This is a genomic window from Gallibacterium sp. ZY190522, from assembly GCF_054166015.1.
Genome location: NZ_CM135118.1, coordinates 1244387 through 1265734, shown reverse-complemented (window position 1 = coordinate 1265734; position 21348 = coordinate 1244387). Strand labels below are relative to the sequence as shown.

Here is a 21348-nt window from a genome sequence, read left to right as displayed (position 1 = left end):
AGCTTAGGATAATTCAATGTGCCGTATCTTCCCCTATTCATTTATAAAAAAAATCCTCCTTGACGGATTTTTTTAAGGATTAGATGAAAAAATCGGCTGAAAATGATGTTGTGTGTTGAAAAGGACAATTTGGCGAGCTTTTGTGATAGCGATCACATTTTCTTCTTTCATTTTTGTGAGCTTGCTCACAGAAATAGAAAAAACTTGCCATAACAGGCTGATTTTTTAAAAGGAGGAGATGGGGGGAGGATAACAAATTGTAAAATTTACGCATAATGAAGCAGTAATCCTTATTACCCACTCACAATCAGGAGCGTAGTATTATGAAAAAAGTGATGAAAAAAACCTTATTGACTTTCACCCTAAGCACCATTGCCAGCCTTGTTTTCTCAGGGGCGGTAATGGCGAAAATGAGCGAAGGAAAACTGGTGATTTGGATCAACGGCGACAAAGGCTATAACGGCTTGGCTGAAGTTGGGAAAAAATTTGAAGCGGATACAGGCATTCCCGTGTTAGTAGAACACCCTGATAAACTAGAAGAAAAATTCTCACAAGTTGCCGCAACAGGCGATGGACCCGACATCATTTTCTGGGCACACGATCGCTTTGGTGGCTATGCACAAGCAGGATTGTTAGCCGAATTGCACCCTAGCCCTGAATTTAAAGAAAAATTCGCCGATTTCGTGTGGGACGCACAAACCTATAACGGCAAGGTAATTTCTTATCCCGTTGCGATTGAATCCCTTTCATTAATCTACAACAAAGACCTGATCGAATCGCCGCCTCGCACTTGGGAAGAAATCCGCAAATTGGATAAAACCCTAAAAGCACAGGGGAAAAATGCCATTATGTGGAACCTTGCAGAGCCTTATTTCACTTGGCCAGTGGTTGCTGCCAATGGAGGCTATGCATTCAAATTTGACAATGGACGCTACAACCCGCAAGACATCGGCGTGAATAACGCAGGTTCGCAACAAGGATTACAATTTGTCGTAGATTTGGTGAAAGACAAGGTGATCAATCCTGATATGGATTATTCCGTTGCGGAAGCCAGCTTCAACAAAGGAGAAACTGCCTTAACCATCAACGGGCCTTGGTCGTGGGGCAACATTGAAAAAAGTGGGATCAATTATGGCGTGGCAGTATTGCCTACCCTCAATGGTAACCCATCTAAACCATTTGTGGGGGTATTAAGTGCCGCGATCAATGCCGCAAGCCCAAATCAGGATCTCGCTATTGAGTTTTTAGAAAATTATCTTTTAACAGACGAAGGGTTAGCTACTGTGAATAAAGATAAACCATTGGGTGCGGTGGCATTGAAATCTTACCAAGCTAAGCTCGCTGTTGATCCTAGCATTGCCGCCACGATGACGAATGCGGAAAACGGAGAAATTATGCCGAACATTCCGCAAATGTCCGCCTTTTGGTACGCTGAACGCAGTGCGATTACTAATGCGGTGAATGGTCGTCAAACGGTACAACAAGCCCTAGATGACGCACGAGCAAGAATTTTAAAACAGCAATAATTTGAGGGGAATTTCCCCCTTTTGTCTATAGCTAAAAGTGCGGTGCTTTTTTTTTACATTTTTTTTGAGGTGTAGTATGCGATCATTTTTAAGCCCCAATCCTGTTTTAACCCCCAAGCTGAAGCAACGAGGTTTTGTCAGATACAGCCTAATCCTTGCCATTTTGCTCTTGGATTTTTATGCCGTAATGCTGATGTATTCGCAAGGCGAGTATCTTTTCGCCCTATTAACCCTCGTGATTCTCACCTCTGGGGTTTATATTTTTAGCAGCCCGAAAGCCTATGCGTGGCGATATGTGTACCCCGGCATCACAGGAATGATCATCTTTATTTTGTTTCCATTGGTAGCCACTATCGCCATTGCATTCACCAATTACAGCAGCACAAACCAACTTTCATTTGAGCGTGCGTTAAACGTTTTAACCACCCAGAAATATTTATCTGGCGAAAAATATGATTTCAAGCTCTACCCACAAGCGGAGGGAAAATTCCAAATTGGCTTATCGCATAACGGAGAATATTTTCTTTCCGAACCCGTACTGTTAGCCCCTGCACAAGTCAATTTAACGCAACAAGATCTGCCAAACATCAGTACCGCTCCGCTGAAAACCATTACCCAAAATCGCCAAACCTTGCAAGCGATGACCTTAATTTTACCGAATGGCTCATCATTAACAATGAGTTCATTACGCCAGTTTTCAGCTCAAAGCCCTCGCTATCATTATGACGAAGCGACACATCAGCTCGTTAATAACGAAAACGGCAAACGCTATGCTGCCAATTTTGACACGGGCTTTTTCCAACAAATTGATGCACAAGGCAACTGGCTGAAAGAAACCCTTGAACCCGGTTTCACCGTTTCCATCGGCTTCAGCAATTTTATTAAAATTTTCACCGATGAGGGCATTCAAAAGCCGTTTATCCAAATTTTTATCTGGACGATTGTATTTTCTGTGCTGACGGTGATTTTTACAGTGATCTTAGGAATGATTTTCGCCAGCCTCGTGCAGTGGGAAGCCTTAAAAGGCAAAGCGGTTTATCGTCTTTTATTAATTTTGCCCTATGCCGTTCCCGCTTTTATTTCGATTTTAATTTTCAAAGGCTTATTTAATCAGAGCTTTGGCGAAATCAATATGATCTTGCATCAGCTTTTTGGCATTCGCCCTGAATGGTTTAATGATCCGTTCTTGGCTAAAGTGATGATTTTAATTGTGAATACTTGGCTGGGCTATCCTTATATGATGATCTTATGTATGGGCTTATTGAAAGCCATTCCGCAAGATTTGTATGAAGCCTCCGCAATGGACGGTGCGTCCACTTGGCAAAATTTTAGCAAAATTACCGTGCCTTTATTGTTGAAACCGCTCACTCCCTTAATGATCGCCTCGTTCGCCTTTAATTTTAACAACTTTGTGCTAATTCAATTATTAACCAATGGGCGACCAGATATGATCGGCACAACAACACCAGCAGGGCATACGGATCTTTTAGTGAGCTACACTTACCGAATTGCATTTGAAGGCGGCGGTAGCCAAGATTTCGGGCTCGCAGCTGCCATTGCAACCCTCATTTTCTTATTAGTCGCAGGGCTTGCTTTATTAAATATCAAAGCCACAAAAATGAAATTTGACTAGGAGGAATTATGGCTATTGTTCAAGCAAAATCCTTACGCTATCGCCTATGGGCAACCCATTTATTTTTAATTGCCTTTATCGCTTTAATAATGTTTCCGCTATTAATGGTGGTTGGCATTTCTTTACGTCCGGGGAATTTGGCACTTGGTAATATTATTCCGCACGAAATTTCGTGGGAACATTGGAAACTCGCTCTTGGCTTTGATGTGGTGCATTCTGACGGCACGATCACCCCACCGCCGTTTCCGGTATTACTTTGGCTTTGGAATTCCGTGAAAGTGGCAACCCTCACCTCTGTTGGGATTGTTGCCCTCTCAACTACCTGTGCCTATGCCTTCGCAAGAATGAAATTCAAAGGCAAAAAAACCTTGCTGCAAGGAATGCTGATTTTCCAAATGTTCCCTGCGGTGTTATCCCTTGTCGCCTTATATGCCTTGTTTGATCGCCTAGGGCAATATATCCCATTTCTGGGGTTAAACACTCACGCTGGCGTGATCTTCGCCTATCTTGGTGGTATCGCATTGCACGTTTGGACGATCAAAGGCTATTTTGAAACTATCGACGGCTCATTAGAAGAAGCTGCAGAATTAGACGGTGCAACCCCGTGGCAGGCATTCCGTTTAATCTTGCTTCCTCTTTCTGTGCCGATTTTGGCAGTGGTGTTTATTTTATCTTTCATCGCTGCCATTACAGAAGTGCCAATCGCCTCGTTACTTTTGCGTGATGTGGAAAGCTACACCCTCGCCGTGGGTATGCAACAATATCTTTATCCTCAAAACTATTTATGGGGCGATTTTGCCGCTGCAGCCGTCCTTTCCGCTATCCCTATCACCGCCGTCTTCCTACTCGCCCAACGTTGGCTAGTTGGCGGATTAACCGCAGGTGGGGTAAAAGGCTAAACCAATTAAAATAAAAAAATTATAAAAAATCTGACCGCACATTATTTTCCTTAAGAATAAAAAGTGCGGTCTTTTTTCTAATAAAAATTTAAAAAATTCCACCTCACTTTGCTTTTAAGACTTGCCAACCTTAAATGCTTTGTAAAAGCAATAATCACTAGCTATACCCCATCAACTGCAAAAGTTCCCTTGTGTATTGAATGGCTTCGTTACGATTTGCTACGCCTAATTTTTGATATAAATTGCGGATATGGGTTTTAATTGTAGTGGTGGCAACTTGTAATTCATCTGAAATTTGGTCGTTGCTATATCCCGAATAAATTAAGCCTAGCACTTGCCATTCCCGTTGGGTAAGGGGGCTGATTTTTAATAAATCTGGCACTTGCGGATTTTTTAATAATTGTGCGACAAATTCTTCATCAAAATGAGCGAATTTATGTCGATAATATTGGTTGATGTGGCGTAAGATAAATTGAGCTTTATGAGCAACTAATTCATCGAGGCTGTTTTGGGCAAGTAATTGGCGGATTTGCTGTGCCATTATTTCCCCCTCCAACACGAAAACACTGATAAAGTTGGTTTGTTTGGTGAGGGCAAGAGCAAGCTGAAGATCTGCCATCGCTGCTGTTTTGTTATGTGTAAGAAAATGCAGCCGATTGCGTAAAATTAAGGCTCGGTTTAAGTCGCTGATAAATTGTAACTTTTCCGCCGTTTGGATCAATTTATCCAAAATCGTTTTGGCAGCCTCATAATCGCCAATCAGCATTTTTGCCCGCGCAATATTACGCCATTGTACTTGGCTGAAATGATTGGTATCCGTGCTTGGCGGTTGATTTTGAATCAGCCAATTTTGAGCAGCTTGGTTATCGTTCGTCATTTGCCATAACACAATTTTGACCTGATCAGCATTGGCATTCCAATCGTTGTGATAATGATGTGCATTTTGTAGTCGGGTAATTTTTTCTAGCAGTCGGGCGGCGTTGTCTAAATCCCCGCGTACAATGGAAATTTTGCATAAAATCGCCAAACATTGTAGCCTCGCTTCTTCGCTATCCAACACAGAAATACCGGCTGTTGCCATTGCTTCGGCTTTGTCCAAATCATACCAATCCCATAAAATTTGCCCTTTCAAACGGAGCAAAAACTCATACATTGGAATTTGTTGTAAGTGGTTTTCTTTCACAAATAGCGTCGCTTTATTGAGCATATCGTACCCCGCTTGTAAAAAACCTTGGGCGATCAAGATTTCCGATTGTTGGAGTAATGTCCACAGCACATTGTGAGAGGTGTGATATTGGCGAGCCATTTTTTCCGCTTTTTGTAACATTGTAATGGCATCGGCGAAATTGCCTTTAACGTGCCACGCCTCGCCAATAATGGAGGTGGCAACAATTTTGGCATAGTGGGCGTTGTCAGCAAGGCGATTTAATGCATTGGAGGCAAGTGAAAGTGCGGTGTTTTCATCGCCTGAATTTATGGCGACTTGGGCGAGCAACACGTCAAATTCCGCTTGATTTTCAGGGCTGAGATCGATGTTCTGTTGCTCAAAATGGGCAAAAATGCCAGCTACTTCACTATGCCGATGTTGGCTTTGGGCAAGCCACGCTTTTAATAACACCAGATTAGGGTAGGCGACAAGCCCTGTATCATCAAGATGTTCTAGGCTTTGCTCTAATAATTTGAGTTCCCCTTGGTGGAATAATTGCCAGCCGTTTTGTGATAAAATTTGCAACAATAATTGTTTGTTTTCTAATAAGCTGGCGTGGTAGAGGGCTTCGGTAACATAGCCTTGAGCGAGCCAACCTTGTGCCGCTTGTTGGTGCAATGCGGGCATTTCATTTGCCAACTCACGCTGGCTACAATGAGCTAAGAAAGAGGCAAAAAGCGGGTGAAAACGCCACCAATTATCATCGCTTTCCATTCGCTGTAAAAATAGCCCTTGTTTTTCTAACCGTTCCAAAATAAATCGGCTCTCTGTTTCGCCCGTTACTTCAGCTACGAGAGTTTCGTTCATTGAACGCAGAATGGAGCAACGCAAAATAAATTGTCTGGTTGCTTTATCCACAGGGGCAAGCACTTCGTCGTTTAAGTAATCATTGATGTGAAAACTATGATGGGAAAGGCGTTTAGCAATATCTTGTAAAGTACTTCTCTGCTGCTTGGCAGAAAGGCTGATGAGTTGTAACGCCGTCGGCCAGCCCTCCACCTCATCACAAAGTGCGGTAATTTCTTGTTCCGTTAAGGGATCTTCTAAGCGAGATTGGAAAAATGCAATACTTTCTTGATGAGAAAAAGGCAGTTGATGGGCATTAATTTCTAATAATTGTTCTTGCACTCTTAAACTGGCTAAACCTAATGGCGGCTGAGAACGTGAAATCAAAATGAGCGTCATTGCAGGCGGTTGGTGTTTGATCCAATATTTTAATGCGTCGTGAATTTCTTCGTTTTCAATTAAATGATAATCATCAATTACCAGATAAAATGGCTGTTCGTAGGAAGCAAGATTGACCAACAACTGATTAAACAGTGAAAACAAATTGGAATAGGGCGGATTGTCTTCATTGTGAATGTGGTTGTTGGTAGCTCTCGCTAATGCCGCACAAAAATAGCCTGCGAACCGCTCCGTTTGATTATCGCTTTCATCTAAAGAATACCAGCCTAGATGTGGTTTATCCTTTGCCCATTGGGAAATCAACGTAGTTTTGCCATAACCTGCGGGAGCGGTAATCAGCACTAAAGGATAATCTGAAGCCTGTTCTAGCAAGGATAATAAAGCAGTTCTGGTTACGCTATTTTGTAGGCGGTAAGAACAAATAAGTTTTGATGGAATTAACATTGTTAATAACCCTTTTGTTGATGAAAGATGTCTTTTGGAGTTCTCCTCCCCCAAATAAGAAATTACTTCCTACTCGTCATACTGACAAGATTATAGCAAGGAGGATTTATTTTTTCTCCTGCCGAGCATAATAAAACAAGAAGAATGTTTAATTTATGCCTTAAAAGGAGTTTTTATGTCTATTTCTCATACAAATGAAATGGCGTTATTTGATAATAATGTACAAAAATACTGCCGTTTTTTTGAACTTAACTCACCACAACAATTTACCCTTGAGCAATGGTATCAAGTCATCGCTCGTACGGTGCTTGAAATGGCATATCACAAGCCGCAAGGCAAGGTTGATGAGCAACGCCATATTAATTATCTCTCAATGGAATTTCTCATTGGCCGCCTTACGGGAAATAACCTGATGAATTTGGGCTATTACGAGGACATCAAAGCCTATTTAGCCCAGTATCAGATTGAGCTAGTCGATGTTCTGGAGCAAGAGCGTGATCCTGCTTTAGGCAATGGCGGATTGGGACGCTTAGCCGCCTGTTTTTTAGATTCAATGGCAACGCTAGGGCAAGCGGCGACAGGCTACGGGCTGCATTATCAATATGGGCTGTTTAAACAGGCGTTCCAAGACGGAAAACAAGTAGAAAGTGGCGATGAATGGGGAAGAAATCAATATCCTTGGCATCGCTATAATCCAAGCAAAACCCAACAAGTGCATTTTGGCGGAAAAGTGGTGGCAATCGAGGGAGATCGCTATGAATGGCAACCCAAATTAACCATTGAAGGCAAAGCTTTTGATCTGCCGATTGTGGGCTATCAAAATGACGTAATCCAACCGCTACGCCTCTGGCAAGCAGACAGCCCACAATCTTTTGATTTAAACCAGTTTAATGAGGGCAAATTTGTCGCAGCGGAAAAAACCTTAATAAAAAGCACCGCACTTACACAGGTGCTATACCCGAACGATAATCATCGTGCAGGACAACAGTTACGTTTAATGCAGCAATATTTCCATTGTGCTTGTTCTGTGGCTGATATTCTTTCTCGCCATTTAGCACAAGGCTTCTCGCTAGAAGAATTTCCGAAACGTCAAGTCATTCAGCTTAATGACACACACCCAACCCTCGCTATCCCTGAATTAATGCGGATTTTACTTGATGAGTATCAACTCACTTGGCAACAAGCGTGGTCTATTTGCCAACAAAGTTTCGCTTACACAAACCATACCTTGCTCCCAGAAGCCTTGGAGCAATGGGATCAGCGCCTATTTAAACAATTATTACCACGCCACTTTAAAATTGTGGAAAAAATTAATCACATTTTCCATCAACAAGTGAAAACACAATTTGGCAATGATGCCAAAGTATGGGAAAAACTGGCGATTTTGTTTGATTATCGTGTCAGAATGGCAAATCTTTGCGTAGTGAGTTGTTTTGCGGTGAATGGTGTTGCTCAAATTCATTCTGATTTGTTGGTTAGTCAGCTTTTCCCCGAATATCATCAACTTTTCCCGACAAAATTCTGTAATGTTACCAATGGCATTACCCCAAGACGATGGATTCAACAAGCCAACCCTGCATTAAGCCAGTTGCTCGATCAAACCGTCAAAGGCGACTGGAAAAAAGATCTTGAATTGCTCCACCAAGTGGAAAATGTGGTTGGCGATGCCAATTTCCGTGCGGCATATCAACAAATAAAACAACAAAACAAAGCAGCTTTAGCGAAAGAAATTGAGCAAACGATCGGCTTTACGATCAATCAAAATGCAATTTTTGATGTGCAAATCAAGCGTTTCCACGAATACAAACGCCAGCATTTGAATTTACTCAATATTATTGCGACATATCAATGGCTAAAAGATAATCCAAATGAAGATTACACTCCGAGATTATTTATTTTTTCAGGTAAAGCCGCACCGGGTTATTATCTAGCAAAAAATATTATTCACGCCATTAACAATGTGGCTGAAATCATCAATAACGATAAACAGATGAAAGATAAGCTACAAGTGGCGTTTTTACCTGATTATCGCGTGTCGCTAGCGGAAAAAATTATCCCAGCGGCGGATATTTCCGAGCAAATCTCAATGGCTGGCAAAGAGGCCTCTGGTACAGGCAATATGAAGCTGGCATTAAACGGGGCATTAACCTTAGGAACGCTTGACGGGGCAAATGTGGAAATTGCTGAAATGGTGGGGAAAGAGCATATTTTCCTCTTTGGGCATACGGTTGAAAGCATTCAAACCTTGCTGGCAGAGGGCTATTCGCCAAAAAGCTACTATCAAAATGATCCCGTATTAAAAAGTGCGGTGGATTTTTTGGCCAAAGGCAAAGCGAGCAAAGGGGATAAAACGGCGTTCAGCTTAATGTTAGATAGTTTGCTTGAGCGAGATCCATTCCTCGTTTTCGCTGATTTTGAGAGCTATCGAAAAGCTCAGGAACGTATTGGCCAGGCTTATTTAGATCGTGATGCGTGGTTAGAAAGTGCCATTTTAAACACCGCACGGCTTGGCAAATTCAGCTCGGATCGTTCAATCCGTGATTATCAATCACGCATTTGGCTAAAAAAATAACGTAAAGACAGAGGTTAGCACAATGAACAGATCAACCAAGCGATTTCAGCAAGCAGGCATACTGCCTTATTTTTACGATGAACGAGGGCTAAAAAAAGTTGCCAGCCTGCAAACCCAGCAGCGTTTATTTAAGGCATTTGCGGGAAATACGGGGACATATTCAGCGATGTTGCCACCAGTAAAAATCCTTTATGAAAACACACCGCACTTTTTAAAGCTCCATCGCACGGATCTCAAGCATAACGTGCAAGGAGATTGGCGGCTTCAACTGGAGAATCAACAAGGGGAAATCAAAGGGAAAGTAAAACGCAATACCCTGCGTTTTCCTCGTCATCTGCCGTTGGGCTATCACAATTTAACCTTAACGGTCGGGACGAAAAGCTATGCTTGCCGCTTGATCATTGCCCCAAAACGCTGTTATCAACCACCAGAAATGGAACAAAGTAAAAAGCTATGGGGATCATTTATTCAATTATATAGCTTGAAATCTGAGCATAATTGGGGCATTGGCGATTTTGGCGATCTCAAACAATTTCTACGCCACATTGCGGCGACAGGGGCGGATTTCGTTGGGCTAAACCCCATTCACGCTCTTTTTCCTGCTAACCCTGAAAGTGCTAGCCCTTATAGCCCATCATCAAGAAGATGGCTCAATATTCTTTATATTGATCTCAATACATTGCCTGAATTTCAGCAAAGCCAGCCAGCACGGCAATGGTTTCAGCAGCCACAAATTCAACAAACTTTAGAAAAATTACGCACGGCAAGCCATATTCATTACACAGAAGTAATGGCATTAAAACTCGAAGGGCTACGACTTGCTTTCTCTTTTTTCCAACAACAGGCAAATTCTGCTCGCCAAGCTAATTTTGAGCAATTCCTCCAACAAAAAGGGGAAAGCCTCATTATTCAAGCCACTTTTGATGCACTTCATCAACATCTCAGTGAGCAATTCCCTGAACAATGGGGGTGGAATTATTGGGCTACGCAATATCAGGATTATCATAGCGAAGCGGTAGCACGCTTTCAGGAAACCCATCAAGCGGATATTCGCTTTTATGCTTGGTTACAATTTATTGCGGAAACTCAGCTCAAAGAATGTAATGAACTCTGCAAAACCTTAAAAATGCCGATTGGGCTTTATCGTGATCTTGCTGTTGGCGTTTCCGATCAAGGCGCAGAAACTTGGTGTGATAAGCAACTTTATTGCTTAAAAGCCAGCATTGGTGCACCGCCTGATATTTTAGCTCCACAAGGGCAAAACTGGGGCTTATCGCCGATCAATCCTCATATTTTGCAGCAGCGAGCCTATCAACCCTTTATTGATCTAGTGCGAGCCAATTTGAACCACTGTGGTGCATTACGTATCGATCATATTATGTCACTGCTACGACTGTGGTGGATTCCTAAGAATGGCCAGGCACAAGATGGGGCATATATTCGTTATCCTGTTGATGATCTGATCGCCATTCTTGCCCTAGAAAGTCATCGCCACAAAGCGCTTATTATCGGGGAAGATCTGGGCACAGTTCCGAAAGCCATCGTGAGTAAACTCAAAAACGCGGGGATTTTATCTTATAAAGTGTTTTATTTTGAGTTTGACGAACAAGGAAAAAGCCGAGATTTAGCCGATTATCCTTATCAGGCAATGACAACCTTAAGTACGCACGATTTGCCAACCATTGATGGTTATTGGCGAGGCTATGATTTTGAGCTTGGACAGCGCTATGGCATTTATCCAAATGAAAAAATTTTGGCGATATTGCAACAACAACGTCAGGAAGCTAAAGCAAAAATTTTAGCTCGTCTAATAGAGGTGGGCGTTGAGCCTGATCTACCAAAAGATTTATCCTCTCCAATTAGTAAAAAATTTAATCATCAACTGCAAACCTATGTCGGCAAGGTAAACAGTGCCTTGCTAGGGCTTCAGCCTGAGGATTGGTTAAATATGTCTGAACCCGTCAATATTCCGGGAACAAGCACTCAATATCCTAACTGGCGAAGACGACTAAGCCAGAATGTTACAGAAATTTTTAATGATCCTGAAGTTCAGCAACTTTTACAGAAAATAAATACTTGCCGAAAACCGCATTAACTCTATGAAAATAGCCGATTAATCGGCTATTTTTTCAAAATGATTACTGATTTTTCAACAGACTGTTGACTAAACTCAATACTTCATCAATCTGTGCAGAAGAAAGTTTCCCCTCGTGAACAAACTTCACTTTGCCGTTTTTATCCAACACTACGATCAAACTTTCTTTCTCTTTTAATTTCCACGCATTTTTTACCGCACTTTGATTATCCAGCAAAATTTAGCTATACGCATTTTCTTTTTTCGTCTTTTCGGTTCAGCTTCGCACAAAAGCACTTGTGCCGCAAATGGCGTCATCGGCGTTAATGATGTTGGTGATTTGAATGTAACCTTTTGAAATGTTGAGTTTTAATTGCATCCATTAACGGCTGATTTTCTCTTTTGCTGCAATGTGTAAAACAACACGCTTGATACAAAGTATGAGTCGTCGAGGAAATTGTTGGGATAATGTGCCGATGGGGCGTTGGTTTAGAAGTTTTAAATATAAATGGATGTTATATGATCGTATTCAACTTATCACAATCTACAAACAAAACCTGATTTTCACTAAAGCCGAATATATTAATCAAACAACGGCACAAAACTCTCTTTAACAAATCCGCCAAATCGTATAACCTTACAGCTTGAAGATTGCCCAACCAATGCACAGGGCTTATGTAAAATGGACGATTTTTATAACGCGGTAAAAAATGCCTTAAAATAACACCGCACTTTACCTATAGCCGATCACGGCTTCGCTTTTGTATAATGTGAAGCCGTACTCCCGAACCATCGCAAACCGTGAACGAGGCGTGATCAAAAAATGACTGAAAGCAAAAAAGACAATGCGATTTTTAATCTCAAAGCCAGCGAAAAACTGTTACTACGGCTCATTCGCCAATATTCCCCCTCACGCAAGGAATTAAGCGCATTATCGGGTTTAACCCCTGGGGCAGTAACGCAATATTGCCGCAAACTGCTGTTTCTCGGCTTAATTAAAGAAACGGAGAAAATGGTAAAAAAACGGGGAACGCCCTCTTTTCATTTAACTTTAAATCCCAATGCTTGTTGCTCGATTGGTATCACCTTTTCAGATAACTCATTTCAGCTCGCAATCGTGGATTTTATTGGCAATAAAATTGCCAATGAACGCTATGTTTACCACAATAGCGTGCAATTTGATGAATTATGCCAACAAATTCGCACCGCACTTCAGCAACTTTTAGACAAAAAATTTCTCGCTGAAGCAAAAATTCTCGGCATCGGTTTTTCTCTTTCTGGCTACCTATTGGCCGATCAATCCATTTCGTCCCCTTGGTTTCCGTTATTACAAAATATCCCTAACTTAGCCAACGTATTCAGCGAAAAACTGGGCTATCCTTGCTACATCGAAAATAACATCAACACTGTTGCCTTAGGGGAATATTATTCAGGTTTATGGAATGATATTGAAGATATGGTGGTGATCAGCCTTGATTTTGGTATTGGGGCGGGCATTATCTCGCAAGGCAAATTAATTCGCGGCGGTTTCGGTAATGCTGGTGAAGTGGGCTTATTGTTCCCTTATGATGCCCCTCGCCCAAGCTGGAAATATTTGCAAGACGAACTCGGCGAGTCGCAGTTGCAAGGAAATTTAATGGAAAATCCTCAAGTGCAAAAATGGCTCGCACACAGCCAAGAGCAAATCCATTCCCTTATGCTGTCTGCCATTGCGTGGCTCGATCCCCGTGTTATCGTCCTCACAGGAATGTTGCCACCGCCATTAATCAACCAGTTGATTGACTATGTAAAACACACAAAAACAATGCAAAATTTACACCGCACTTCCGCTCAACTCTGTGCTTCCAAAATGAAGTTTGAAGATATTTCTATCGCCGCCGCCATCGTTCCTATTTATCATTTTTTGCAATGACGGATTTACTCTATTAATGTATCTGAATAAGTATTTATATACTATTTTAACTATGATGCTAAGAAATAAAACAATAAATTAAACCCAATTACCAAAAGGTAATTGGGGTCATAAAAATAAGATTTCTTTAAATAGAAATTATCCCTCAGAAGTTAACTTATTCTCTAATGTTTCCGGTACTAAATCCAATTTGGCCATTAACATTTGATCGTGATCTTCTTCGTTATTACCAGTTACCAATAATTTGTCACCATAGAAAATGGAGTTTGCACCAGCCATAAAACAGAGTGCTTGCATTGCTTCCGGCATTTTATGACGACCGGCGGAAAGTCGCACATAGCTGTTCGGCATTGTGATGCGAGCAACGGCAACAGTACGTACAAATTCTGTCCAATCCAATTCTTCCGCTTCCATCATTGGTGTGCCTTCCACTTTAACTAACTGATTTATTGGGACAGATTCTGGTTGTGGATCAAGATTAGCTAAACTAGCAATCAAACCAGCACGTTCTTTACGAGTCTCATTCATTCCAACAATACCGCCACAGCATACTTTCAAGCCAGCTTTGCGTACTTTGCCGAGAGTATTGATGCGATCATCAAAACGGCGAGTGCTAATGACCTCTTTGTAATGTTCCGGAGCAGTATCAATATTATGGTTGTAATAATCTAACCCAGCTTCTTTAAGCTGTTCTGCCATTCCATCTTGTAATAAACCGAATGTGCCACAAGTTTCTAGTCCGAGTTCTTTCACTGCTTTAATAATAGCGGAGACTTTTTCAATATCTTTTGGTTTAGGCCCTCGCCACGCTGCGCCCATACAGAAGCGCCCTGCACCTCGTTCTTTAGCAATTTTGGCTTTTGCCACAATATCTTCAATATCTAAAAGTTCTTCTTTTTGCACACCGGTTTGGTAACGGGCGGATTGAGGACAGTACCCACAATCTTCCGGACAACCGCCAGTTTTAATAGACATCAGTGTTGACAGCTGAATGGTTTGTGGATTGAAATTTTCACGATGAACTTGTGCGGCACGGTAGATTAAATCAAGAAATGGAGTTTCAAAAAGCGCTTCCACTTTGCATACTGACCAATATTCCACACTTGGATGTGGGGTGAGTGAAGATAGCTCAATCGTTGTTGTTGTCATATTCCTGTCCTTATCATTTTTGTAACAAAGTTCTGTATTCTAACGATTATTGTGGTGTTGCACCAAATAATTTTCAGTTATTCTGCCATTATCAATTCGAATAACGCGTTGCATAATGTTAATTACCTCGCCAAGTTGATGGGTGACCAATAATAGACATAACTGTTTTTGACAGCAGATTTTATCAACCAGTTGCAACATTTCTTGTCGTAATTCAGGATCAAGCGCAGAAAAAGGTTCGTCTAGCAATAAGATTGGACGATTACGTAATAAGGTTCTAGCAAGGGCAACGCGTTGTCTTTGACCACCGGAAAGTTGTTGCGGCAGTCTTGCTAAATAATGTTCTAGCCCTACTTGCTCGGCAACATCAGTGACTTGTTTTTGCTCTGTTTTATTCAACGAAAGACTTGGTTTTAAACCTAAAGCGATATTTTCGGCAACGGTGAGATGATTAAATAGATTATTATCCTGAAACAACATTGATACTGGGCGTTGATAAGGTTCAGTGAAAGTGTGATTTTCACCGTTAAGCCAGATTTCTCCTGATTCCGCATATTCAAAACCGGCAATAAGATTGAGTAGGGTAGATTTACCAGCACCACTGGCACCAATAAGGGCAACTTTTTCAGATTGGGCAAGTTGTAAATCAAAATACATCGGCATTGGTGGATAAGTGTAATGCACTTGTTTAAGTGTAATCATTGGGTCGATTTTGTTCCGTAAATAAAAAAATGAAAAAATAAAACAGCAATAACACCATTGCGGTGACAGCGGCAGCATCGTTTTGGTAATGACCTAATTGTCGATAAAGCAGTAGTGGTAATGAAGTGAAACCATTATTGCCGAAAAGTGCGATAGCAGTAAAATCGCCTAATGAAATTGCCATTGCTAAAGCAAATGCAGAGCGTAATGGGCGAATTAACGTTGCCTTTTCAACAATTTTCCAACGTTGCCAACCACGAAGATTTAATGATAAACAGAGTCGCTGATAGTTCAACATATTGCTATAAAAAGGCGCTGTTAGTAACTGTAATGCGAATGGCATTGCTACTAAAGCATTGCAAAGAGCGACTAAAATAAACAACGATATTGTGTTGCTTTCCATTTCTGCAAGAAAGAGAAATAATCCTGTTGCTAACACTAAGGTTGGGATAGCTAAAATAATTGTGCCGATATTTAACATCCATTGACTACTTTGCTGTTTGCCGAGCCAATAGAGATGGCGGGTAGTCAGCAGAAGAGAAATTGTTAGTATCAGACAAAGTAGTGCCGCAGTGGGTGCTAACAAGAGTGAAAAAGCAATAGCTTGCCATAATTCTGGATGTAACAACTGTTGCCATAAATGACGGGCATTTAATCCAGCAAATAGCGTTTCCAGTAGCGGAGCAACAATGAAAAGTGTCGCTGTGGTTAAAATAAAGTAGTGATAGCAACGTTGATAACGGTTTAAATTCGGTAAACAGCGTGGTTGAAGTGAAGTTTCACTTTGCTGATAACGACCAAAACGGTTGTTAATGCTAAATAGTGTGAAGCAGAATAAAAATTGTAAAATAGCTAATAATGCTGCGGTTTCAATATCAAAATCAAAAGTGATTGCTTGATAAATTGCAACTTCCAACGTGGTATATTTCGGACCACCTCCTAACGTTAGAACAATAGTGAAACTAGTGAAGCAGAGCAAAAAAATAAGTCCGAACAGATTAAAACAGGTTGGACGCAAAAATGGCATTTCTACCCAACGGAAAAAACGCCAATGACGTAAATTCAGTTGCGCCGCCAATTTGAATTGTGAAGCAGGCAACTGTTGCAAGCGTTGATATAACACTTTTGCCGCTAACGGAATATTGAAAAAAAGATGGGCGATTAGAATACCGCTTAAACCGTAAATATCGGGAAGTTGCTGCCCGAATAGACGAAGAAATTGATTAATCCAACCATTGAAACCGTAAATACCGACAATACCGAAAATAGCAACCAGTGCCGGTAACACATAGGTCAGCGAGAAAATTTTTAATAGAAAGGTTTTGGCAAAAAAATCTAGATAAAACAGTGATCTGGCAACAATAATACCGAAAAATAGTGAGAAAGTAGCGGATAATCCGGCTTGATAAAAACTGAAAAAGATAACTTGTTGCAGGTAATCGTTTTGCAGTAAATTTAGCCATTGTGAGAAGCGACTATGTTGTAGTAATTGTTGTAAGCTGCCGCCATAAATAATGGCGAGCAGTAATAATATGACTAAACCCGGCAACAGAAAAAGTTGCCGTTTTATTTCAATATAACGCATTATTTTGCCAACGCATTTTGCCATACAGCAAGCCATTGCTTGGTTTGTTGATGGCTGATATTTGAAGTATCAATAGTTTTTTCAGATAGCACTCGATGACGCAACTGATCATAATGTGGTTCAATCGCTGCATCGGTAACAGCAAACATCACATTACTTTTGCTGATGATATTTTGTGTTTCCGGTGAGATTAAAAATTGTAAAAATTGATCTGCTAATTTCGTTTGTTTACTTGCTTTTAATTTTGCTGCAATTTCGATTTGTAAAATATTGCCTTCGCTGAATTCTGTTGCAGCATAGTTTTGTTTCTGTTCATTTAGTTGATGATAGAGTGGTGAACTACGGTAGCTCAATACTAAATCGCTTTCTCCTTTCAAAAAGGCACCGTAAGTTTCAGTCCAACCTTTGCCGACAGTGACGGTGTGCTTTGCCAGTTGTTGCCACGCTTGTTCTACTTGATCTTGCGGATAAACCTGATTGACCCAAAGTAATAAGCCACGACCGACAGAACTGGTGCGCGGATCTTGATAGATAATGCGTAAATCCTGACGTTCAATCAATTCTTTTAGGCTTTTTGGAGGATTGCTGAGTTTTGTTTTGTCATAAATAAAGGCGAAACTACCGAAATCATAAGGAATATAGGTTTGATTTTCCCATTTTAGTGGTAAGTGGAGATTGTTTAAACTGATGTCAGTTTTGGCAAATAGCTGTGATTGATCCGCAGCTTCAATCAAGCTTTGATCTAAACCTAACACAACATCGGCTTTGCTTTTTTTACCTTCTAAACGTAACCGATTAAACATTGTGACACTATCTTCAAATGGGATGAATTTGAGATCACATCCACACTGTTTTTCGAAAATAGGTTCTAATTTTGGTGCAGGCCCCCAATCGGAAGCAAAAGAATCATAAGTATAAACGGTTAAGGTTTCAGCATTGGTGAAAGAAATGGTACTAACGGTCAATACACTGAGGAAAAGTGTTTTTTTTAACATAGTGAATTCCTATTTCATTATTGATAAATGCAAACAGGATTTTGAATAGCAAGCTGCTTCTCAAATCCCTCCGCTGCGACTAATCAGTTCAGGTTCGACGGGTATTATCTCAGCCTTACTTTTAGTAATGCACCCCGTTGAGAACGGCAATTACTATACGAAATTGTAGCGATTTAGACAATGAAATTGTGAAAAGTTTATGAAAGATACCGTCATTTAAGCATTTTTTACACTATAAACCTTAAATTTTCCAGTTTTCGCAAGAACCTGATGTGAGCCGAAACTGCGATCAAGCAGATCCGGATAAGGCAGAAATGCATTAGCTACAATTCTTAATTCTCCGCCACGATTTAAATGTTGTTTGGCTTCAGTGATTAAGGTTTCTACTGCTTGATAAGTAGTATTTAAACCTGAATGGAACGGCGGATTGGAGATAATTAAATCGAATTTGTCATTAATTTGTGAAAAAACATCACTAGCGATAACCGTACCTTGCAGTTGATTTTGTTGCAACGTTTGCGTTGCCGAGGCAAGCGCCATTGCGTGAATATCGCTCATTGTCAGATCTATTTGAGGTGAATGGAATTTCAAATAAGCACCGATTACACCTGCGCCGCAACCGACATCCAGCACTTTCCCTTGTATAGGCTGTTGCAAGGTGGAAAGCAATAAATCTGTGCCTTGATCCAGTTCACCGGAGCTAAAGACCCCCGGTAGTGCATAAATGGTTAATTGCGGCAATTGAGGCAGCGAATATTGTTTCCACCAATCGGATAATGCAAATTGCACCGGCTTCTGTAATTCAAAATAGTAAAGACTGCAACGGCGTGCGGAATCAATTTTATGAATATCGCCCAATTCACCACAGAACTTTTCCGCAGAGCGGACACCGCCTCGATTTTCTCCCACCAACAACATTTTTTGCCCGACAGGGGCTTGCGACAAAATTTGCGTTAATTGGAACAGACATTCCTGTTTGTTTTTACCCCAGTAAAAAACGATGAGCGATGCTTCTTGATAATCAGCTTCAAGCGTAAATTCAGTAGGATTTTTAGCGTGACATACATAATCAAAGTAATAACTGACTACATTAATCCGTTTGGCTAAGATACGACATTGTGATGGAAAATCATCCTGTATATTACCGAGAAAAAGTAAAGTTTCATTTTCAAACAGATTAAGGTGGCGTTGTAATAATTGGCTTTCGGGTGTGAGTGACATTGTTTTTTCTTAGAAAGTGAATTGATTGAATAAAAAGAAAGATGGAGCTAATAGAAGCCCCATCGCTATTTATGATGGTTTTATTTGACACGATAACCAGCTTTAGCACCGTTATCGACATCAAGTAGGAACAGATCTGCACCACCACTACCGGCAGATAAAATCATTCCTTCAGAAAGTCCGAATTTCATTTTACGAGGCGCAAGATTGGCAACCATAATCACCATTCTCCCCTCTAATTCTTCCGGTTTGTTGTAAGCTGCTTTGATACCTGAAAAAACCTGACGAGTTTCAACACCTAAATCAAGTGTGAACTTCAATAATTTTTTACTTTCTGGCACGGCTTCACATTTCAATACTTTTGCCACACGTAAATCCAATTTAGCAAAATCATCAATAGTAATAGTTTTTTCAAATGGCTCAATTTCACTGTCTGTTTCACTTATTTTTGCCGGCGCTGTTTGGGTTGTAAATTGAGCATTTTCTGCTTTCGATGCATCGATCAAAGCTTCAATTTGTTTCATTTCTAAACGACTAAATAATGCTTTGAACGGCGCAATTTCGTGTGCCAATAATGGTGAAGTTAAGGTTTCCCAACGCAATTCATCGTGCAAAAAGGCTTCTGCACGCTCCGCCAATTTCGGCAATACCGGTTTTAAATAGCCCATTAATATACGAAACATTTGAATACCCATTGAGCAGACCTCGTGCAATTCCTGCTGGCGAGTTTCATCTTTTGCAATTATCCAAGGTGCGGTTTCATCCACATATTTATTGGCTTTATCGCATAAAGTCATAATTTCACGAATTGCTTTGTTGTATTCACGATTTTCGTAATGTTGAGCAATTTGTTCTGCCTGTTGGCTGAATTCTTGCCATAAGGCTTGATCGTGTAGGCGATCTGCTAATTTTCCATCGAAACGCTTTTGAATAAATCCTGCATTACGGCTAGCAAGATTAACCAATTTATTGACAATATCGCTGTTCACACGTTGTACAAAATCTTCCAAATTTAAATCTAAATCATCAATACGACCACTTAATTTTGCTGCATAGTAATAACGTAAACATTCAGGATCAAGATATTCAAGATAGTTTTTTGCTTGAATGAAAGTACCACGGGATTTAGACATTTTTTCACCGTTTACTGTGACATAACCGTGTACAAAAATATTATTCGGTTTGCGGTAACCTGCACCTTCAAGCATTGCCGGCCAGAATAGACTGTGGAAATAGACAATATCTTTACCAATAAAATGATAAAGTTCGGTGTTGCTGTTTTGTTGCCAGAAATGGTCGAAATCAATATTTTTACGATTACATAAATTTTTGAAAGATGCCATATAACCAATAGGGGCATCTAACCAGACATAGAAATATTTACCAGGTTGGTTTGGAATTTCAAAACCGAAATAAGGCGCATCACGAGAAATATCCCACTGCTGTAAACCAGATTCAAACCATTCCATCATTTTATTGGAAACTTCGGTCTGCAACGTGCCAGATTTAATCCAGTCTTTCAACATAGATTCAAATGACGGTAAATCAAAGAAGAAGTGTTCGGACTCTTTCAGGATCGGAGTTGCGCCGGAAACGACAGAACGAGGATTAATCAACTCTGTTGGGCTGTAAGTAGCGGAACAGACTTCACAGTTATCACCATATTGATCTTCAGCTTTACATTTTGGGCAAGTACCTTTCACAAATCGATCCGGTAGGAACATTCCTTTTTCTGGATCATAAAGTTGAGAAATAGTCTTGCTCTTGATAAAGCCGTTTTGTTTCAATTTGTTATAAATTGTGCAGGATAATTCTTGGTTTTCCGGACTATGAGTAGAGTAGTAATTATCATAACTGATATTAAACCCGGAAAATGAAGAAATATGTTGTTGTTGCACATCTGCAATCAATTGTTCTGGCGAGATACCCATTTGATCCGCTTTCAACATAATAGGTGTACCGTGAGCATCGTCTGCACAGACGAAATAAATTTCATTACCGCGCATCCGTTGAAAACGTACCCAAATGTCGGCTTGAATATGTTCAAGCATATGACCTAAATGGATTGGACCGTTTGCATAAGGCAAGGCACAAGTAACTAATATTTGACGGCGACTGGACATAATTTTTCCTTTTGATTAATTCGTTTTTTAATTGTGAAAATAACCGCTAATGTTACTCTATTGACAGTCTATTTTCCAGTTTAACTACTACTACCAAATATGTATTAGCGCTGTTTTCGAT

At 40.6% G+C, this 21348-nt stretch carries 14 protein-coding genes, 1 pseudogene and 1 riboswitch; of the genes and pseudogenes, 7 read left to right on the top strand and 8 right to left on the bottom strand.

Annotated elements, in window-relative coordinates; all coding sequences use genetic code 11:
• The first annotated feature begins 335 nt into the window (after positions 1-335).
• The 3 genes from malE (at position 336) to malG (ending at position 4058) form a co-directional block, all read left to right on the top strand.
• Positions 336-1526, top strand: coding sequence for a maltose/maltodextrin ABC transporter substrate-binding protein MalE (gene malE, locus ACXPAV_RS06130; protein ID WP_458004399.1), 1191 nt, complete (start codon positions 336-338; stop codon positions 1524-1526).
• A gap of 76 nt (positions 1527-1602) precedes the next feature.
• Entirely contained in the window at positions 1603-3159 is a 1557-nt protein-coding gene (malF, locus tag ACXPAV_RS06125) for a maltose ABC transporter permease MalF (protein WP_458004364.1), read from the top strand.
• Between the two features lie 8 nt (positions 3160-3167).
• Positions 3168-4058, top strand: a complete 891-nt coding sequence (malG, locus tag ACXPAV_RS06120) for a maltose ABC transporter permease MalG (protein WP_458004363.1) — start codon at positions 3168-3170, stop codon at positions 4056-4058.
• 157 nt (positions 4059-4215) lie between these two features.
• On the opposite strand, the gene malT is transcribed toward malG, so the two are convergent.
• Positions 4216-6894 carry an HTH-type transcriptional regulator MalT gene (malT, locus tag ACXPAV_RS06115; RefSeq protein ID WP_458004362.1) on the bottom strand — a complete coding sequence of 893 codons (2679 nt, stop codon included), beginning with the start codon at positions 6892-6894 and terminating at the stop codon, positions 4216-4218.
• A 175-nt stretch (positions 6895-7069) separates the two neighbouring features.
• Here malT and glgP point away from each other — a divergent pair, with 175 nt between their 5' ends.
• Together glgP and malQ are read left to right on the top strand one after the other, a co-directional pair.
• The gene (glgP, locus tag ACXPAV_RS06110; protein WP_458004361.1) at positions 7070-9466 is read left to right on the top strand and encodes a glycogen/starch/alpha-glucan family phosphorylase; all 2397 of its coding nucleotides are present in this window, start codon (positions 7070-7072) and stop codon (positions 9464-9466) included.
• Between the two features lie 22 nt (positions 9467-9488).
• Positions 9489-11561 carry a 4-alpha-glucanotransferase gene (gene malQ, locus ACXPAV_RS06105; RefSeq protein WP_458004360.1) on the top strand — a complete coding sequence of 691 codons (2073 nt, stop codon included), beginning with the start codon at positions 9489-9491 and terminating at the stop codon, positions 11559-11561.
• Between the two features lie 43 nt (positions 11562-11604).
• On the opposite strand, the pseudogene ACXPAV_RS06100 reads toward malQ, so the two are convergent.
• Positions 11605-11919 (bottom strand): annotated as a pseudogene (locus ACXPAV_RS06100) (YtfJ family protein).
• A 61-nt stretch (positions 11920-11980) separates the two neighbouring features.
• Here ACXPAV_RS06100 and ACXPAV_RS06095 point away from each other — a divergent pair.
• Positions 11981-12154 carry a hypothetical protein gene (locus tag ACXPAV_RS06095; RefSeq protein ID WP_167333060.1) on the top strand — a complete coding sequence of 58 codons (174 nt, stop codon included), beginning with the start codon at positions 11981-11983 and terminating at the stop codon, positions 12152-12154.
• 209 nt (positions 12155-12363) lie between these two features.
• A complete protein-coding gene (locus ACXPAV_RS06090; RefSeq protein WP_458004359.1) occupies positions 12364-13452 on the top strand; it encodes an ROK family protein in 1089 nt (362 codons plus the stop codon).
• 138 nt (positions 13453-13590) lie between these two features.
• On the opposite strand, the gene bioB is transcribed toward ACXPAV_RS06090, so the two are convergent.
• From bioB to metG, 6 genes are all read right to left on the bottom strand, one after another.
• The gene (bioB, locus tag ACXPAV_RS06085; RefSeq protein WP_039165820.1) at positions 13591-14601 is read right to left on the bottom strand and encodes a biotin synthase BioB; all 1011 of its coding nucleotides are present in this window, start codon (positions 14599-14601) and stop codon (positions 13591-13593) included.
• A 39-nt stretch (positions 14602-14640) separates the two neighbouring features.
• Positions 14641-15303, bottom strand: coding sequence for a thiamine ABC transporter ATP-binding protein (thiQ, locus tag ACXPAV_RS06080; protein WP_458004358.1), 663 nt, complete (start codon positions 15301-15303; stop codon positions 14641-14643).
• Positions 15290-16912: a thiamine/thiamine pyrophosphate ABC transporter permease gene (gene thiP, locus ACXPAV_RS06075; RefSeq protein WP_458004357.1), complete on the bottom strand. Its 1623-nt coding sequence runs from the start codon at positions 16910-16912 to the stop codon at positions 15290-15292. The genes thiQ and thiP overlap by 14 nt, the downstream gene beginning before the upstream one ends.
• Positions 16888-17883, bottom strand: a complete 996-nt coding sequence (thiB, locus tag ACXPAV_RS06070; RefSeq protein ID WP_458004356.1) for a thiamine ABC transporter substrate binding subunit — start codon at positions 17881-17883, stop codon at positions 16888-16890. Before thiB ends, thiP begins: the two co-directional genes overlap by 25 nt.
• Positions 17884-17930: 47 nt before the next feature.
• Positions 17931-18030, bottom strand: a riboswitch (TPP riboswitch).
• 69 nt (positions 18031-18099) lie between these two features.
• Positions 18100-19104: a 16S rRNA (guanine(1207)-N(2))-methyltransferase RsmC gene (gene rsmC, locus ACXPAV_RS06065; protein ID WP_458004355.1), complete on the bottom strand. Its 1005-nt coding sequence runs from the start codon at positions 19102-19104 to the stop codon at positions 18100-18102.
• Positions 19105-19184: 80 nt separating this feature from the next.
• Entirely contained in the window at positions 19185-21227 is a 2043-nt protein-coding gene (gene metG / locus ACXPAV_RS06060; protein WP_458004354.1) for a methionine--tRNA ligase, read from the bottom strand.
• Positions 21228-21348: the final 121 nt, after the last annotated feature.

Excerpts from the sequence above, each read along its gene's own strand:
- malE (WP_458004399.1), top strand. The coding sequence starts at position 336 with ATGAAAAAAACCTTATTGACTTTCACCCTAAGCACCATTGCCAGCCTT.
- malF (WP_458004364.1), top strand. The coding sequence starts at position 1,603 with ATGCGATCATTTTTAAGCCCCAATCCTGTTTTAACCCCCAAGCTGAAG.
- malG (WP_458004363.1), top strand. The coding sequence starts at position 3,168 with ATGGCTATTGTTCAAGCAAAATCCTTACGCTATCGCCTATGGGCAACC.
- malT (WP_458004362.1), bottom strand. The coding sequence starts at position 6,894 with ATGTTAATTCCATCAAAACTTATTTGTTCTTACCGCCTACAAAATAGC.
- glgP (WP_458004361.1), top strand. The coding sequence starts at position 7,070 with ATGTCTATTTCTCATACAAATGAAATGGCGTTATTTGATAATAATGTA.
- malQ (WP_458004360.1), top strand. The coding sequence starts at position 9,489 with ATGAACAGATCAACCAAGCGATTTCAGCAAGCAGGCATACTGCCTTAT.
- ACXPAV_RS06095 (WP_167333060.1), top strand. The coding sequence starts at position 11,981 with ATGAGTCGTCGAGGAAATTGTTGGGATAATGTGCCGATGGGGCGTTGG.
- ACXPAV_RS06090 (WP_458004359.1), top strand. The coding sequence starts at position 12,364 with ATGACTGAAAGCAAAAAAGACAATGCGATTTTTAATCTCAAAGCCAGC.
- bioB (WP_039165820.1), bottom strand. The coding sequence starts at position 14,601 with ATGACAACAACAACGATTGAGCTATCTTCACTCACCCCACATCCAAGT.
- thiQ (WP_458004358.1), bottom strand. The coding sequence starts at position 15,303 with ATGATTACACTTAAACAAGTGCATTACACTTATCCACCAATGCCGATG.
- thiP (WP_458004357.1), bottom strand. The coding sequence starts at position 16,912 with ATGGCAAAATGCGTTGGCAAAATAATGCGTTATATTGAAATAAAACGG.
- thiB (WP_458004356.1), bottom strand. The coding sequence starts at position 17,883 with ATGTTAAAAAAAACACTTTTCCTCAGTGTATTGACCGTTAGTACCATT.
- rsmC (WP_458004355.1), bottom strand. The coding sequence starts at position 19,104 with ATGTCACTCACACCCGAAAGCCAATTATTACAACGCCACCTTAATCTG.
- metG (WP_458004354.1), bottom strand. The coding sequence starts at position 21,227 with ATGTCCAGTCGCCGTCAAATATTAGTTACTTGTGCCTTGCCTTATGCA.